The 17,464-nt window shown below is 44.8% G+C and carries 9 protein-coding genes; 6 read left to right on the forward strand and 3 right to left on the reverse strand.

What is annotated here, in order from left to right; all coding sequences use genetic code 11:
* The first annotated feature begins 54 nt into the window (after window positions 1-54).
* The 4 genes from K9J17_08775 to K9J17_08790 all read left to right on the forward strand — a co-directional run bounded on the left by K9J17_08775 (window position 55) and on the right by K9J17_08790 (window position 7,594).
* The gene (locus K9J17_08775; GenBank protein ID MCF8276814.1) at window positions 55-366 is read left to right on the forward strand and encodes a hypothetical protein; all 312 of its coding nucleotides are present in this window, start codon (window positions 55-57) and stop codon (window positions 364-366) included.
* A complete protein-coding gene (locus tag K9J17_08780; protein ID MCF8276815.1) occupies window positions 353-5,704 on the forward strand; it encodes a gliding motility-associated C-terminal domain-containing protein in 5,352 nt (1,783 codons plus the stop codon). The genes K9J17_08775 and K9J17_08780 overlap by 14 nt, the downstream gene beginning before the upstream one ends.
* Window positions 5,705-5,817: 113 nt before the next feature.
* Window positions 5,818-7,110, forward strand: coding sequence for a hypothetical protein (locus K9J17_08785; GenBank protein MCF8276816.1), 1,293 nt, complete (start codon window positions 5,818-5,820; stop codon window positions 7,108-7,110).
* A 58-nt stretch (window positions 7,111-7,168) separates the two neighbouring features.
* A complete protein-coding gene (locus K9J17_08790) occupies window positions 7,169-7,594 on the forward strand; it encodes a hypothetical protein (GenBank protein MCF8276817.1) in 426 nt (141 codons plus the stop codon).
* A 93-nt stretch (window positions 7,595-7,687) separates the two neighbouring features.
* Here K9J17_08790 and gyrB read toward each other — a convergent pair whose 3' ends face one another.
* From gyrB to K9J17_08805, 3 genes are all read right to left on the reverse strand, one after another.
* Window positions 7,688-9,646 carry a DNA topoisomerase (ATP-hydrolyzing) subunit B gene (gyrB, locus tag K9J17_08795; protein MCF8276818.1) on the reverse strand — a complete coding sequence of 653 codons (1,959 nt, stop codon included), beginning with the start codon at window positions 9,644-9,646 and terminating at the stop codon, window positions 7,688-7,690.
* Window positions 9,647-9,777: 131 nt separating this feature from the next.
* A complete protein-coding gene (locus tag K9J17_08800) occupies window positions 9,778-11,472 on the reverse strand; it encodes a hypothetical protein (protein ID MCF8276819.1) in 1,695 nt (564 codons plus the stop codon).
* Window positions 11,469-14,621 carry a tetratricopeptide repeat protein gene (locus K9J17_08805; GenBank protein MCF8276820.1) on the reverse strand — a complete coding sequence of 1,051 codons (3,153 nt, stop codon included), beginning with the start codon at window positions 14,619-14,621 and terminating at the stop codon, window positions 11,469-11,471. The genes K9J17_08800 and K9J17_08805 overlap by 4 nt, the downstream gene beginning before the upstream one ends.
* Window positions 14,622-14,756: 135 nt before the next feature.
* Here K9J17_08805 and K9J17_08810 point away from each other — a divergent pair, with 135 nt between their 5' ends.
* Both K9J17_08810 and K9J17_08815 read left to right on the forward strand, forming a co-directional pair.
* Complete coding sequence (locus K9J17_08810; protein ID MCF8276821.1) at window positions 14,757-15,461, forward strand: ATP-binding cassette domain-containing protein; 705 nt, start codon at window positions 14,757-14,759, stop codon at window positions 15,459-15,461.
* 102 nt (window positions 15,462-15,563) lie between these two features.
* Window positions 15,564-17,453, forward strand: a complete 1,890-nt coding sequence (locus K9J17_08815) for a T9SS type A sorting domain-containing protein (GenBank protein ID MCF8276822.1) — start codon at window positions 15,564-15,566, stop codon at window positions 17,451-17,453.
* Window positions 17,454-17,464 lie beyond the last annotated feature (11 nt).

The raw sequence follows: 17,464 nt of genomic DNA on the forward strand, positions 1-17,464 counted from the left end.
GCGCTTGAGAACGCTGAAATCTACAGTCAGCATGGCGTATCTATTTCCTCAGCTTTGGAAAACTGCGAAAACATCCACAATGGAACAGCCAAGCAATTCCTACTGCTGACTATAAAGAACGAAACCACTTCTCGATTAGAGGTTTCTTTCAAGCGAAACACTTGGTACAACGGAATATGCAGCTCATGTGATTCCAGTAGCTCGGAAAACACGATAGAAGTGACAATTGAACCCAACAGTGAACTAAAAGGCGAATGTGATGCGAACAATGGACTTCGCATTTTCTCAAAAATGCTGAACTTGAATAACGTTCGGCAGCTCACTCATTATGAACTCGTAGATGTTATCGTTCATGAAGCAGACTAGACCATTCTATTCTCGGGGCATTTGGTTTGCTCTTATTTTAGCTCCGTTCATTTCGTTAAATGCATTTGCACAATGCGATGTAATTGCAAATGCCACTTACTCGGAAATAACTTGTGGAGAATGTGTGACGCTTTCTCACTTTGGTTCCACTCAAGGTAACATTAGCTTCTCCGAAGATTTCAACAGTGGGCAACCGACTGGTTGGTCGTTCACGCAGCAGGCTTCCTTCAACAATCCTTGCAGCCCGAATGGAGTTGATGGAACCACGCATCTTTGGATGGGAGACCAATCAGCTGCGCCTCGTTCATTGGAAACACTTCCATTGAATTTTGGTCCTGCTGTAGCACCCGCAGGCGGTACCATTTGCTTTGACATGTTGTTTGCCCAACAGGGAAACGCATCACCATGTGAAGGCCCTGACGAACCTCAGGAAGGCGTATATCTACAATATTCGATAAATGGAGGTGCCACATGGATCACTATCAACTATTTCGATCCAAATGGCGGTAACGACCCTCAATTGGTTAACTGGAACAATTGGTGCTTTCCAATTCCAGCTGGAGCTTTAGTCAACGGGGTTCAGTTCCGCTGGTTTCAAGATGCGGATTCAGGTGCTGAATACGATCACTGGGGAATTGACAATGTGGAAATTATTGTGAATGATCCCACCGTACAATACACTTGGGTTCATGATGGGTACACAACTCCGCTTCCAGGAGACAATCCAACTCCAGTATGTCCACTCGCGACAACCACTTACACGGTGAACATGACTTCTGCTAATGGCAACTGTACGGACAACATTCAAGTTGTGGTAGTGAATCCAGTAGTAACGGTTAACGCTGGGCCAGACCAACAAGTCTGCCCTGGCGATTGCATTAATTTAGCTGGAACGGCCACTGTTATTTTTGATCCAGGAGGCCTTACAACCTTCTCCAATAATCAAACTGAGGATTTTGATGCATCTATAATTGGCGGAGCAACGGTCAATGTAAATGTTCAGGATCTGAACATGACTACAGTTAATCCTAATTCACTGGTTGAGGTTTGTCTTTCTAGTCTGACCTTTGAAGGTGGTCTTCTAGGTACGGATGGAGTCGAACTGTTAAGCCTAACCCTTGTCTGTCCTGATGGTACAACAGTATTGCTAACTCCAGATGGCATTGCACCAGCAGGCGGAGGATTATTCGGTAATCCATCATATTATGAAAACGCGTGTTTCGTTAGCTCAGGTGGCACCGCATTGTCTGGTGCTAATCCCGAGCCAATAACCGGAACATTCAACTCAAACCAATCTCTTTCCGGTATGGACGGGTGTACAGCAAATGGAGTTTGGTCCATTGAAGTATCGGCTGGTGGCTTAATTGGAGGCAATGGAACATTTGATGGTTGGTCCATTACTTTCAATGATGAACCAGAAGAATACACTCCTGATGTACTTTGGTCTCCTACGACCTATATGGCCGCTGGACAGGAAACAACATTAACTCCTCAAGTATGCCCCAACGCTGCTACCACATATACGCTAACTGCTTCAGACGATGCTGGTTGCGTAACCGTAACTGACAACGTTTCTATTACTATCGACCAGAATTGCTGCGACCCGCAAACACCACCTATCCAAGGACCAACGCCTCTTTGCCAAAACGCAACTGGAAACGTTTATTCAGTAACCAACACCCCTGGTTCCACTTACGCTTGGACTGTTCCTGCGGGAGCAACTATTACAGCTGGCCAAGGAACAAATTCGATCACTGTTAGTTTCGGCACTTCTGGCGGACAGATCACGGTTGTGGAAACCATCAACTGCGGTGATGGACCTGCCATAACCTTTGATGTGGTTGTTGACCCAGCTCAAACATTGGTCGTCACAAATCCGGCTGCTGTTTGTCAACCAGGAACGGTTGATCTTACATCTGCTGCAGTCACCGCAGGAAGCACTGGTGGAGGAGCATTGACATATTGGACAGATGCGGGTGCCACCAATGCGTTGGCAAATCCTGCTGCAGTTGCAACATCTGGAACGTACTACATTCAAGCAGGATCGGGAAGTTGCTCCGACATTCAACCTGTGTCTGTAACCGTTAACAATTGTGTTGGATGCACAATGGACGCCTTGGACATGCAATTGAGTGATTGTTATACTTCTGGTCAAGGATTTCTGCAATATGATGTGGAAGGAACTTTGACATTCAGCAATCCACCAGCCACCGGTCAATTGATAGTTTCTGACTGCTATCAGAATATTCAAACCTTCAATCCACCGTTCGTCAGTCCATTGGTATTCACCTATTCTGGTCTTCCTCAAGATGGTCTTCCATGCGATTTCGGAGCCGTTTTCACAGACGATCAGGCTTGCCTTATTTCTGCCACTTATATCGCTCCACCAACCATAACATATTATTTTGCGGAATGCACAAGTGGTGCAGGAGTGGTAGATGGAACAATCGAATTCAATAACCCGCCAGCTACTGGAACAATTGTCGTTAGCATTTTTGATGGGACAAATACGCAGGTCACTAATATTCAACCTCCTTTCAATAGCCCAGAAGCATGGCAGGTTACTGGACTCGATCCAGCGGCATCTACTTACGTTATCACCTATTATTTCTCCGATTTTCCAACGTGTGAACAGATTCAAACCATACAATGTGGTTGTGCAGCAGAAGGAGGAACGACAACTACGACAGTTTCCGGAGATGGAACCATCGATTTCATTCTCTGTGATGGCGATCAATTGGATATTGTGAATAATGGAGATTATAGTTTCCCTGAAGATGAAGGTCCTCTAGGTCCATATCCTTACCAACCGGCTTACACATTCCTAGTGTATGGTTGCCCACCGACACCTGGGGTTTTTCCTGGAGATGATCCTTGCTTTGCCGGAATCATTCCGAGTGATGGCAGTATGATGGATATCAATGATCCAAACTCCATTTTCGCATTATTCCCACCTGGACTTCTTCCAAATAATGAACTTTACTTCGTTCCAATAACTCTTTACCACTACGACCCAGTTGCAGGTAATTATATTATTAACGCCAATTGCTGGAATATTGGAACCGTAACAACCGTTAGTTATCTCCCACCAGTAACGTCTGTAGTAACCCCAGATTGCCAGACAAATACGGTAACAGTTACTGTAAATGGAGGTTATCCAGAGGTTTTTGGAGGTGACTTCACTGCATCCAATTTGGTTCCAGCTACGGCCAATTTCGTAAACATCACATGTCAGAATGGAGGTGATATTGTGATTGAGAATCTACAGGATGGTGACAATTATTCGTTCGATATTACCGATGCAAATGGCTGTCCACATCCTATTACCGGTGGACCATTTGTTGCGCTACCAATTGCAGATGCTGGTATTGATGCCCAAACATGTATTCTTTCCTATGATCTAGAGGCAATTGCCAGCTACGGAACGGGCTCTTGGACCGGAGGACCTGCTGGAACAGTATTTTCTCCTAGTGCCAATACCCCAAATGCAACAGTTACCGTCCCATCTGCTGGCACCTTCACTTTTACATGGACAGAAGACAACGGAAACGGGTGCGTTGCATCGGATGATGTTGTCATTACCTTCTCACTAATGAGTATTCCTGCTGTGATAACAGATGCGGCTTGCGGATCAACAGACGGACAGATCGTTGTTGCGCCTCAAGGTGGAGTTGGTCCATACACTTACAGTTGGACCAGTGGAGGAAACTCTCCAGTAGAAACAGGTTTGGGAGCTGGCATCGTCACCGTGACGGTAACAGATGCAACCGGTTGTAGCCTAGATTCTACGTTCGTGGTAATGCAACCTATCACGTTCAATTATGTGGTGAACACCGCTGATGAAACATGTTTCGCTGCATGCGATGGGCAAGTGAGTATTGTACCTGACGGCATTGGTCCTTACACCTACGGATGGACTCCGAATGTGGGTAACTCTGGACAAGAAAACAACCTTTGCCGAGGAAACTATCAAATCCTAGTAGCTGATCAAGATGGTTGCACGCAAGTTGTACTCCTTACCATTGGCGGTCCAACAGAAGTCGTAGCTCAAGTAAGTTCCGATGTAAGCGAAGTGTGTATCGGTAGCTCTGCGAATCTCACAGCAGTAGTAGTCGGTGGAACTCTTCCGTACAGCGCGTATCAGTGGACCTCCAATCCAAATGACCCTTCTTTGGTTGCCAATGTTCAAAATCCAACTGTAAGCCCAACACAAACAACGACTTACACGCTTGTAGTGACAGATGCAAATGGCTGCACATCAGCTCCTAAAGTTGTGACCATTGATGTCCTTCCTCCTCTTACGCTAAACGTGATCAGGCCGTTTTTCAGTCCTGATACCACGATTTGCCCATATGATTTCGCTACACTGAACCTAATAGCTGGAGGAGGCGATGGAAACTATCAGGTCTACCTTCTCCCCGATAACGTCAACCCTGTAACACTTCCACTAGACACACAACCTGCTGTTACGACCACATTCAATTTCATGGTGCTTGACGGATGTGGAACACCTCCAGCGTTCGCATCAAGCACGGTTACTGTAGTTCAGCTACCATTAATTCAAATTGATGCACAACCTGATAGTGGTTGCCACCCACTCACAGTTGATTTTACCGATCTAACGCAACCAACACCCACATCGTGGAATTGGAATTTTGGAGACCCAGAATCAAACTCGAATTCTTCAACTGTTATTGACCCGACACACGTTTATTCCAGTCCAGGGCTTTATGATGTATCGCTGTCAATCACAACAGCGGAAGGCTGTGTTACTGATACTGTATTGAGTGATTTCATCGAAGTGTTCCCACTCCCTTATGCGAATTTCGATATGAACCCTGAAGTGACAAACCTTCTTGATGCAGAAATAGATTTCACCGACAATTCTACAGGAAACATTGCGAGCTGGAATTGGAACTTCGGTGATGGATCCGCATCAAATATAGAAAACCCAACACACTTGTATAGCGATACTGGAACCTACACCATAGACCTTTTAGTCACAACTATTCACGGCTGTACAGACGAAGTTTCGCGCCAAGTAATCATCGAGCCAGACTTTATGTTCTACGTTCCAAATGCTTTTACACCAAACGTTGACGGAAAAAATGATGGCTTCCGAGGTTATGGTCAAGGTATAGATTGGGACACTTACCAAATGTCAATTTTTGACCGATGGGGAGAGCTCATTTATTATACCGAAGACATCAATGACCCATGGGACGGAAGCTACAAAGGAGCTCAAGTAGAAAATGATGTCTACGTGTGGAAAATCGGATTCAACGACTTTAGAGGAAACGACCACCAGTATTATGGACATGTCACATTACTTCGATGATTAATCAGTCAATGTCAATCAAAGCTCTGCAATTCACCCATTTACCGAGGTTGTTGCTGATTGAATGGATTGAACATTTACTTACATTTGACAATTCTATAAAACCCCCTTCAATGAGAATATATTTTAGATTGTTTGCGACAGCAATGATTATGTTGCAATTGTTTTCCAATGGAACTAGCGCTTTAGCTCAAGACAACGTTGGTATTGGCACTACAACTCCTCATGAGAATGCCATATTGGATGTTTCTTCCAATAAGAAAGGACTTCTTATCCCCCGATTGAATACACTTCAGAGAACTACACAGATCAACCTAATTGCTGGAGCCGATGGTCTAATTGTGTATGACACTGATCTTTCTCAATTCTGCTACTGGGATGAAACCAATGCACAATGGGTCTGTATTGGAGGTGGCTTTGGGTCTACTGGCCCAACAGGTCCTACAGGAGCTCAAGGTGCTGCGGGCCCAGCTGGAGCACCCGGCAGTAATGGAGCAACAGGCCCTCAAGGCCCAACAGGTGTTGGAGTTGCTGGCCCAACTGGTCCAACCGGTCCCGTTGGAGCTAACGGATTACCTGGAAGCACGGGAGCCACTGGCCCTGCTGGCCCTGCTGGCCCAACTGGAGCAGACGGAATTGCTGGTCCTACTGGCCCACAAGGACCAACAGGTCCTTCGACAGGAGTTCCTGGCCCGACAGGACCTGCTGGAGCGAATGGTGCAACTGGTCCCGCTGGTGCGAACGGTGCAACTGGTCCTGCTGGTCCTGCGGGCGCTCAAGGGCCTGCGGGAACAAATGGTACGAACGGAGCAACTGGTCCTGCTGGCCCTGCCGGTCCTCAAGGGCCCGCTGGAACGAATGGTACGAACGGGGCAACAGGACCTGCTGGTGCTCAAGGCCCTGCGGGCCCTCAAGGTCCCGCTGGACCTACAGGCTCTTCCGGAACTGCGGGTCAAGGAATTAGTCAAGCCTCCGCAACATCTGAAGTTCGAATTATTGGAACAAATGACGGTTCATACAGCAGTTCAGCTGGAGTGGGTTACACTCCTGGGGCGTTTCAATTGGTTGATGCTATGTCTGTCACACGAACTGTGACGAGCGGAAGCTCCTTATTGGTCTCTTTCAGTGGTCATGTCGAAGTTGACGACCTAAACTGGTATGGACCTGAACTAATCTATTTCAGAATTTTGCGAGATGGAACAGAAATAGGTAGAACAGCAACGTACACACATGATGACGCTTACTATTTCATTAATTCTAATGTTGCCTTGGTTGTAGGTGATACGCCCGCAGCTGGCAATCGAACGTACACTGTGGAATGCTGGATTCCCGACACTTATGGTTCAGGAACGGAATCTTTTAACATAAAAGAGAGGTATCTGACCGTAACGGAAATTCGACCGTAAACCGTTGATGCAGAGCATTAAGCTAAAACTTTTACAGAAACTCAAAACACATAACACAATGAAGTCTACATCCGCAATCATACTAGGATTTTCGCTGGTGGTACTATGCTCCAGCAATGGATTTAGCCAAGGTTCACCCGTCAAACGCAATACCAATTTTGAAGTTGGAGACGTCCTTAGTTCTTCTACAGGAACTATAACTGGAGACCTTCGAAAAGCTACTGTCGGAGATGACGAAGCGATTGCTGTGTTCACTGGTTCAAACTCGAACCTACGTAGTGATGTAATTAGAACCAGCGGTGTGGTCTCAGTCAAAGTATCGGAAACAGTTAAAATTTCGAAAGGCGATTTGTTAGCCGTTGCTGAAGACGGAAAGGTTGGGAAATTAGAGAAAAGTGGAACTTCGATAGGAACAGCTGTATCAGAACCACAAAACGGTATGGTAAAAGTGAGATTGAACTTTGAATATGTAACAGTTAAGTGATTATAGCTCATTTAATGAGCAATACAGAGTCAATTGCAGAAAAAAGGGGTGTTTCAAACGAAACGCCCCTTTTTTTTGTAGCTAAAAACCAAATTACGCATCAATCTTAGCGTATTTCGCGTTCTTTTCGATGAACTCTCTACGCGGTGGAACTTCATCCCCCATAAGCATGCTAAAGATTCTATCTGCCTCTGCAGCGTTATCTATAGTGACTTTTCTTAGGGTTCTGAAGCTAGGATCCATGGTCGTTTCCCAAAGCTGCTCAGCATTCATCTCTCCAAGACCTTTATAGCGCTGAATTCCTACAGAACTCTCTTTGCCTTCGCCTTTCAACTTCATCACTGCAGTGTCGCGTTGAACATCATTCCAGCAATATTCTGATTTAGCACCTTTTTTCACCAAATAAAGTGGAGGAGCAGCTATGTATAGATAACCTGCCTCTACCAATTCGCGCATATATCTGAAGAAGAATGTCAGAATAAGGGTAGCGATATGACTACCATCAACATCAGCATCGCACATGATGATGACCTTATGGTAACGAAGTTTCTCCATGTTCAACTCACGCTCATCTTCAGCAGTACCAATGGTTACGCCAAGCGCTGTGTACATGTTCTTGATCTCTTCATTCTCAAAAGCCTTGTGTTGCATGGCCTTCTCCACGTTCAGAATCTTTCCGCGCAAAGGAAGAATGGCCTGAAACATTCGGTCACGGCCTTGCTTGGCTGTTCCGCCCGCAGAATCTCCCTCGACAAGGAATAATTCGCAGTTTACTGGGTCTTTATCAGAGCAATCAGACAGTTTTCCTGGAAGGCCAGAACCGCTCATTACGTTCTTACGCTGAACCATTTCGCGCGCTTTGCGAGCAGCATGACGAGCAGTCGCTGCAAGAATCACCTTCTGAACGATGATCCTCGCATCAGCAGGATGTTCTTCCAAATAGTTCTCCAGCATTTCACTCACTGCCTGGCTAACTGGAGCTGTTACTTCTCTGTTTCCCAATTTGGTCTTTGTCTGACCTTCAAATTGTGGCTCTTGAACTTTAACAGAAACAATTGCCGTCAAGCCTTCACGGAAATCATCTCCTGAAATCTCGAACTTGAGTTTGTCCAACATTCCAGAAGCATCTGCGTACTTCTTCAATGTATTGGTCAAACCTCGTCTGAAACCTGAAAGGTGCGTTCCTCCTTCGTGTGTGTTGATGTTGTTTACGTAGGCATGGATATTCTCCGAGTAGGAGGTGTTGTAAACCATCGCCACCTCAACAGGAATCCCTCCTTTCTCTCCTTCAATACTGATGACATCACTGATCAGTCTTTCACGATTTCCATCAAGAAAAACGACAAATTCTTTCAATCCTTCCTCTGAATGGAACGTTTCTGTTGGAAACTCTCCTTTATCATCTGGATTTCTTCTATCAGTTAGCGTTACGGTAATTCCTTTGTTTAGGAATGACAGTTCGCGCATTCTTGTAGCGAGCGTTTCGTAATTGAACACCAGCGAATCGTCAAAAATCTGATTATCAGGGTAGAACTCAACTTCGGTTCCGCGAAGTTCAGTTGTTCCAATTTGCTTCACCTCATTAATTCTCTTACCTCGGCTGTACTCCTGTTGCCAGATTACACCTTCGCGATAAACGGTTGCCCTCAAATTGACCGAGAGCGCATTGACCACGGAGACTCCTACCCCGTGCAATCCGCCAGATACTTTGTACGAGTCTTTATCGAACTTACCACCTGCACCGATCTTGGTCATTACAACCTCCAAGGCAGAAACGCCTTCTTTCTTGTGCATATCAACCGGAATACCTCGACCGTTATCACGGACAATGATTCCATTGTTTTCGGTAATGGTGACATTAATGTGGTCGCAATGTCCAGCAAGTGCCTCATCAATCGAGTTATCGACAACCTCGTAGACGAGATGATGAAGTCCTCTTATTCCTACATCTCCAATGTACATGGATGGACGCATTCTTACGTGCTCCATCCCCTCCAAGGCCTGAATACTATCGGCCGAATACGCCTTTTGCGGCTTATCTTTTTCTTCCACTGTTTTCGATTATTTTGGGTTAAATCAAATCAACCCCCGAAGATACTCAAAACACCCCCGAAAGCCCCGTAAATACTGGGGTTTCGTTCTCATTTATCAACAAAAAACGGGCAGTTTTACACACCCTGAAATCAGAAGCTGAAATGCAGTCCGGCAATGAAGCTGAACCGTTGTGCTTGATACTGATTCCATACTTCATAACGAAGTGCAGCAATGTTTCTTAGGTCCACAAAAGCACCCAGCCATCTTCGGTAGCGGTATTCTACTCCGATATTGGCATCCGCATATCCTTTAAGCGTTATTGGAGTCATGCTCACAACTCCCATGGAATCGGTACTGAACCCGCGCGCAACTCTTGCTCCATAGGCGCTGATGGAAGCCTTGAAGATGAGTTTGTCTTTGAGATTGTAATTACCTGCAAACGTGAACCGGAATGGTGCCTCGTGCCAAGGTTTGATACTGTCTGTTGGCATTACAAAAAGTCTATATTCCGCTTCGGCAACCAGTTGAAGTTTGCTTTTCAATTGATAACTCAAAGCTCCTTTAAAACTCGTTACGCGCACGTCATGGAACTCAGCGAGAAACTTATTGCCCAAGCCGTTTGATGTGTCATTGACGAAGAACATCTGCTGTCCGGTAATGATTTCTGCTACGGAAAGATCATAACCAATGCTTCGTGTGATGCTTCCTTTAAAGCCACCATAAATATTCAACCTTTCCCAGCTATTGCTAAGCGCTTGGTTTGTGTTGAAATATGGATTGACCTGAGAAATGGAGCGCAATCCATTACGTTGAACTCCGCCTTTTGCTCCTACATAGAATCGGAGCATGTCTTTCACGATGAAATAATGAAAATTCACCACTGGAAAAAGGAGAATCTTGGTAGTCGTGTCGTTTACATCGAGTGCGAAATTCACTCCAAGATCAATTCCCCAACGTTCTCTTCTTGCTCTGAATTCAGGCTGAATTCCCCAGATTAAATTATTGGTCTTAAGACTTGGTTGAGCCAGATTGTAATAATCGAACGCAGTTCGGATGAACATCTGTTCTTTCTTGATCTTGAATGCAACTCCAGCCGATAGTGCGGCATAATGCTCTTCGGCTTGGAAATTATCGCGCGTGTATTTATAGGCAATGGCTGCTTCGTTGAGCAGATGAAGCTTTTTCTCGCGCAGCGCATTCAGATCTAAATTGAAGCCCACATGATGAAATACCTGATGCATGCTATCACCTTTGGCCGCATTGGCATTGCCAAATGTGACATCTGAAAACTTGAATCCGTAGTAGTAATTTTCATCCACATCATATTCCAGTTTGCCAGCCAACACATGATTCTTCATGAAATATTTACCAAATCCGGTGATGCCAGCATCAGTAAAACCAAAGTTTCGAACCTTGTTCAGCTTTGCGAATGAAGCGTGGTAGCGAGCAAAGAAACCTGCTTGATATTTTTTACTGCGTAGGCTGCTAAAACTCGCCTCGAAAAACGGCATGGTGTAATTCCCGAATCCAGCTTTCACAAATCCGTTGTAAAGCTTTGCCAATGGCTCGTTCGAAAGTGTTGCTGCCCGCAATGGCTCCGCTTCATAACCGATCTCCTTGGTTTTTGGCAGCACAGAATAATTGACTGGAGCCAAACTGGCCGAATCGTGTTTTACTTCTGGCTTGGAAAGGATTTTTCGGGCATCTCTGGCCACAGGACGATAATCTTTGCGAATAGTGAAGCGCAAACTGTCTGGAAGTTGCTGACTTGTCTGCGCAAACAGACCGCTACCAACACTGGCTAAAAGCAGCACAAGAACGATTCGAGAAACCATCTTTTTCATTCTACTTCCATTTCAAGTTGATACTCCTCGTCCTCATCTACTTCAAAAATGTCGTCACGCACTTTTCCTTCCTGCTCAAATTCAATATCCCAGCCAGCGCCATCTTTTCGTTCTTCCAATTTTGGCTGCATATCATTCACTCGTTCAAGCTTGAGCTGCGCCTCTTTCTTTAGTTCTCCGTCATAATTGTCGATGAGATTTTGAAGCGTCAGTTTGGCCTGAAACAGGTCATTCCTAGCGATGTAATCATCAGCAAGAAGCAGGAACGATCTCGAGATCCATTCTCCGTAACTCGGGAAGATGTTGACCATTTCGAAGACCAATTTTTCTGATTGGTCATACTCCTGCTCCAAATAATGAATGTAAGCCAAGTTGTAGAGCGCTTCTGCTCCAATCTCGCTGTTCGACTCAAGTAAGGTTTGCTTGAATCGCTCTTGCGCCATACGCAAATTGTTCTCCGCTAAGGCACATTTGGCCGATGTCAAGCTCGCTTCGGCAAGAATTTCTTCGGGCACTTTATCCGAGCGCTGAAGCTTTAAGGCATATTCATGTGCTTGCTCGAAATTGTTGAGCAAATAATTGCAGCGCATCAAACCAACTCGTGCTTCCATGAGGTTTTCTGCGTTTTCGGCAACTTCCTCAAGCATGGTAAATCGTAATAATGCATCGTTGTACTTTTTCTGGAAGAAATAGATCTCCGATGCCGACATCAGCGACCTTTCGGTGAATCCGTTCTTTTTGAACTCCAGCACATGATCAAATCCAACAAGTGCCTGATCATAATCCTTTAGCTGAACCGCAGCTTCTGCTCTGTAGAAATTGGCGTTCAATTTAAAATATCCGTTCGGGAACTTATCGAGATAGGACTTGAACTCTGTCATTGCTCCCGCAAGGTTTCCGCGCAAGTACATCAACTCAGCACTTTCGTAATAAGAGGTGTCCAATGCGCCAGTTGTGATGTCAGGGAAATTGTTGGCGGCCACGTATTTTTCAAATCCAGGAACATCGCCCCGTTCCACGTAGATCTTTTGGATCTTCATCAATGCTTCCTTGGCTTCTTCTGTTGCCGGATAATTCTCCGCCACATCTTCAAACAATGGCAGCGCCTGCGCGTCCAAACTTTGATTGTAGAACAAAAGTCCTTTGTTCAGTTTGGCTTTAGGCACATAACTCGAATTCGGATGTTCTGAAATCACCTTATCGAAATACCTGATGGCTTCGGAACTGTTATCCGTAAAGAAGAATGTCTCGGCAATTTCATATTTGGCATCGGCTGCAAAATCGGTTTCAGGATAGTTCTCCAACATGGCTTTCAACGTTTCCACTTTTGAAGCATTTTGCCCATCTAGCCCATAGCAAACAGCAATTTGGAAGATCGCGTAGTCAGTATCGAACTTATCGAACTTGATGGCCCTATCGTAAAACTCGATGGCTCGCTTGTTATTCTTTTGCAGATAGTAAGCATCGGCAATTCGTAGCAAACCATCGTTCACTCGAAGCGAATCCACTTTTTCGTAATCGACAAAACGTCTGAACCAACTGATGGCATCATCAAAGCGCTGATTCTCGAAATAAACGTAAGCCAGTCCGTAATGAGCCAAACCGAATTCGGAAAGATTGATGGCGCTTGGCGCCTCCATGAATAGCTTGTAGTGTGACTCTGCAGCATTCCAACGCTGCATCCTAGAATACGTTTCTGCTTGCCAAAAAATAGCCTGTGCAGTGATTTTCGGATTGACCGGATACTTATCTGAACGTTGGAAAAAATTGACCGCTGTCTTAAATATCAGGTCATTGAAGAGTTCAGTTCCGCGCAGATAAGCAATGCGCTGATAGGTTTCCTTCAGCCCATCGTTCACCACTTTCATCTTATCTATAGATTTCAGCGCGCTTTCGTAATTGTGAGTCGTGAGATAAACCTTCAACAGAAAATTGTAGGCTTCGTCAACCCGTTCGCTGTTCGGATTCTTATCAATGTATTCTTCAAACGCTTGAACGGCCTCATTATAAGGGTCGTATGAAAGTTCGTATGCTGCCTTGGCAAAATTGAACAGCGCGTCTTCTTGAATCTGCTTATCGAAGGCGTATTTGGATGCAGAACGGAAAGCACTTCTGGCTTCCATTTTCTGATCGGTCTTCAAGTAACAATCGCCCATATGATAATAGGCCAATTGCGTAAGCTCGTCTTCTTCGTCTGTTACTTGTTTATAGTACAGTAATGCCTTTTCATAATCTGCTCCGCGATAGGCTGCATAAGCCAATTTGTATCGGTCATCGCGATTTCCACCCAATTCAGAAATGGCAATTTCCATCTCTGGAACAGCTTCCTTATACTGGCCCAAATTGTAATAAGCTTCGCCAAGCATGCGATGTATTTCACCACTTTTTGACTTTGCAAAATCCTTTTCCAGCAGCTGCTTTCCGTAATCTATCACCTCTTGGTCCTTGCCTTGCCGGTAATAGATCTGTAGGATATAAAATGGCACCACATTACCGAACAGCTTATCCGATTCCAGCTCCTTGAATCCCGTCAGGGCAACTTCGTTCTTTCCTTCCCTATATAATATGTAAGAACTGTAGTAGAGTGCCGGAGATCGGTATTTCTTTCCTCCATTCAGCACATGCGAAAGCGCCTCCTTGGCCTTATCGTACTCTTCTTGTTGAAAATGCGCGTAGCCTTTTTTGAAATAATACTCTTCGAGATATTGCTGATCAAGCTTCAATTCATCGACCAGATCAAATTGGTCGAGAACGGATCTGTACTGCTTCTTGGTGAAATAATAAGTGCCCAATTGAAAATTGGCCATGTTGACCATTGGATGTTCGGGATGAAACTCAATGAAAGTTTGCATCAACGATTCTCCATCCGCATTGAAAAGCTCCAATGCACACGAAGCCTGATAGTAAATCGCATTTTCCTGTTGAATGCTTGGAAGCGCTTTGGTGTGCTGGAGTGCTCGCGAAAACCGTTCTTGCGCTGCCGCGTACTTCCGCTTTTGAAAAAGCTCTATGCCTACGGAATACTCACGGATCGGGTCCACATCCACCGAAACACGCTGAGCCATTGAACCTTCAATTCCCAGAAACAGAATTGATAAGCCAAAACTCACAAAAAAGCAATATTTCTTCCACATTTTCGGCCAGGTCATCCGTGCTAAATTATTGTGATAGCAGCCAGCCATTTTTTTAAAACACAATACTTTTCAACGCGAACATGTTAAGAGTTAAAGGCAAAAACCATCTGCTTGCCAGTTGTTCAGAATATTAACTTTGAACCCATCTCAATGGAAAATCACGATCATATTGTTCAGCTTTCAGACGTCACGGTTTACATCCGCGAAAATGTGGTATTGAATAAAGTTTCTTTCGCCATCGATAAAGGCGAATTCATCTATCTCATAGGACGGACAGGCGCTGGAAAAAGCAGTCTGCTCAGAACGTTGTATGCTGATCTTCCATTGCGCGATGGCGAAGGCTACGTAGCTGGGCATGCATTGGCGGGTATTCAACAAAAGGAAATTCCATTCTTGAGACGGAAATTGGGAATCGTTTTTCAGGATTTCCAACTGCTGACAGACAGAACAGTTGAGAAAAACTTGAAATTCGTGATGGAAGCCACTGGCTGGAAAGACAAGGCAAAAATGGACGAACGCATAGACGAAGTTCTGACGATGGTCAACATTTCCCTTGAATCTAAGTTCAAAATGTCGCATCAACTATCTGGAGGTGAGCAGCAGCGTGTTGCAGTTGCCCGCGCATTGATCAACCAACCGGAAGTTATTTTGGCCGATGAACCAACAGGAAATCTTGACCCCGAAACTTCGGATGGCATTTTGCAGCTGATGATTGACATTACCAAGACAGGAACAAGCGTTCTTCTTGCTACTCACAATTATTCCTTTTTCAAAAAACACCCTGCGCGCACCCTCAAGTGCGAATCTGGTTACGTGATTGACACGCTTCAACGAGTGGGCCCAGAGGATTTCTGAGAACATTCTTTGTCTTCATATTAACCAAAGCCATGGTTAACGTTATGATAATTGAATTCAGGGAAGTAATTTCACGTTCCAATTAATTATCAAACCCAAATGATGAAAAAATCTACTTTATTCATTCTGCCATTGGCCCTTTTCGGCAGTGCCTTTGCTCAGAACCGTGCTACACTGCCTAATTCAATCTCTACTGTTAAAGCGACATCTGGAAAATCATTCTCTGGCAATGAATCGCAACAGCTTAGCAATCCAAGCGCTACTCCATCAACCGCTGAGGCTGGAGAATTTGCAGAGGAAATAATTGGCGATACCAAGTACGATCTTCAGACAAACTCTTCACTGTGTAACAGAATCGTGAATCACGAAACTGGAATTTCAGCCACTTGGACCATGTCTCAAACTGGCGGTCAATACGTTGATCGTGGAACAGGTTACAATTATTGGGATAGAATTCTTGACCAATGGGGATCGCAACCAACAACACGAATAGAATCTGATAGAAACGGTTGGCCATCAATTGCTGTTAACGCAGATGGAAGCGAACACGTGATTTCTCACAACACAAATACAAACAATCTTATTATTAGCTCTCGAGCAGTTGCTGGAACAGGAGCTTGGACTGCTTCTGAAACACTTCTTCCTCCTGTAATTGCAGACGGAAACTATTGGCCAAGAATGGTTGCTGGTGGTGCAGACGGAAATTCACTTCACGTTCTTAGCATCTCTTATCCTTCTGACCCAGTAACTGAAGATTGGATTCTTTACAACGGACAGGCTGGTGCCATCTGTTACTCAAGATCCACGAACAGTGGTGCAAGTTTCGATATCGTTCATGAGGTTATTCCTGCAATCGATTCTACGTTCTACTTCGGTTTTTCTACTGACGATTATGCGATTGATGCAAACGGTGACAACGTAGCCATTTTGATCGGTGGTCTTTCAGCTGGTGTGACATTACTTAGCTCTACAGACAACGGTGATAACTGGACCAAAGTTGTTGTGGATGAATTCCCAATTGCGAAGTATGACTACAAAACAATGATCTCTGACATCGATGATGACCAAATTGCCGACACCGTAGAGTGCAATGATGGATCATTGTCTGTGTTGATAGATGACAACGGAACAGTTCACTGCTTTTGGGGAATTACCCGAATGCTTGATGATGTGATCGCAGAACCTTACTCTTATTTCCCAGGTTGGGATGGTTTGGCCTATTGGAACACCACACGCTCCGTTGAAGATGTAGATACCATTGCTTTTGCCCTTGACCTTAATGGAAATGGCACATTGGATGTACCGACAACAGGAAGCCCAACTTTCCGATTCGGAATTTACAGTACAGGTCTTACCTCACATCCATCTGCCGGTATTGATGCGGACGGAGTACTTTATCTTTCTTATAGCTCGGTTGTGGACGGATCTGATGATGGCGCTGGCCGACTTCTTCGTCACACCTACGTAATGGAATCAGGAGACAACGGAGATACTTGGTCTCCACCAGTTGATATCTACGAAGATGATTTTTCTGAGTGCGCATTCGCTTCTATGGCTAGAACTGTAGACGATTGTATTCATATTCTTTATCAACGAGATGACCAAGCGGGACATTCACTTTCTCAAGATGCAAGCGGAAACCCAACAGACCCAGGAAACACTGGAGGAGAAATCGTTTACACATGCGTTCCACGCGATGCTGTTGGAATTCAAGAATTGATTCCTGCAAGCAGTGCATTGTCTACTTTCTCAGTTTACCCAAATCCATTTCAGGGACAAACTCAATTCTTTATTGACCTGAAAGAGCAAACACGCATTACTGCTTCTGTTGTTGATCTTACTGGTCGTACAGTACTAGAAATTGTAAGCGGAGAATTGAACCAAGGTCGCCACAACTACGTGGTTGAAATGGAATCAGTAACAAGCGGAATCTACTTCGTGAATCTGAAATTGAACGATGAGATGTACTCACAAAAAGTTGTGAAATTCTGATCTGATCAAGA

The sequence above is a fragment of the Flavobacteriales bacterium genome (assembly GCA_021739695.1).
Classification (GTDB): Bacteria; Bacteroidota; Bacteroidia; order UBA10329; family UBA10329; genus UBA10329.

What these genes read in the sequence shown, in the direction of transcription:
- K9J17_08780 (MCF8276815.1), top strand. Translation starts at nt 353, where the DNA reads ATGAAGCAGACTAGACCATTCTATTCTCGGGGCATTTGGTTTGCTCTT.
- K9J17_08785 (MCF8276816.1), top strand. Translation starts at nt 5,818, where the DNA reads ATGAGAATATATTTTAGATTGTTTGCGACAGCAATGATTATGTTGCAA.
- K9J17_08790 (MCF8276817.1), top strand. Translation starts at nt 7,169, where the DNA reads ATGAAGTCTACATCCGCAATCATACTAGGATTTTCGCTGGTGGTACTA.
- K9J17_08800 (MCF8276819.1), bottom strand. Translation starts at nt 11,472, where the DNA reads ATGAAAAAGATGGTTTCTCGAATCGTTCTTGTGCTGCTTTTAGCCAGT.
- K9J17_08805 (MCF8276820.1), bottom strand. Translation starts at nt 14,621, where the DNA reads ATGACCTGGCCGAAAATGTGGAAGAAATATTGCTTTTTTGTGAGTTTT.
- K9J17_08810 (MCF8276821.1), top strand. Translation starts at nt 14,757, where the DNA reads ATGGAAAATCACGATCATATTGTTCAGCTTTCAGACGTCACGGTTTAC.
- K9J17_08815 (MCF8276822.1), top strand. Translation starts at nt 15,564, where the DNA reads ATGAAAAAATCTACTTTATTCATTCTGCCATTGGCCCTTTTCGGCAGT.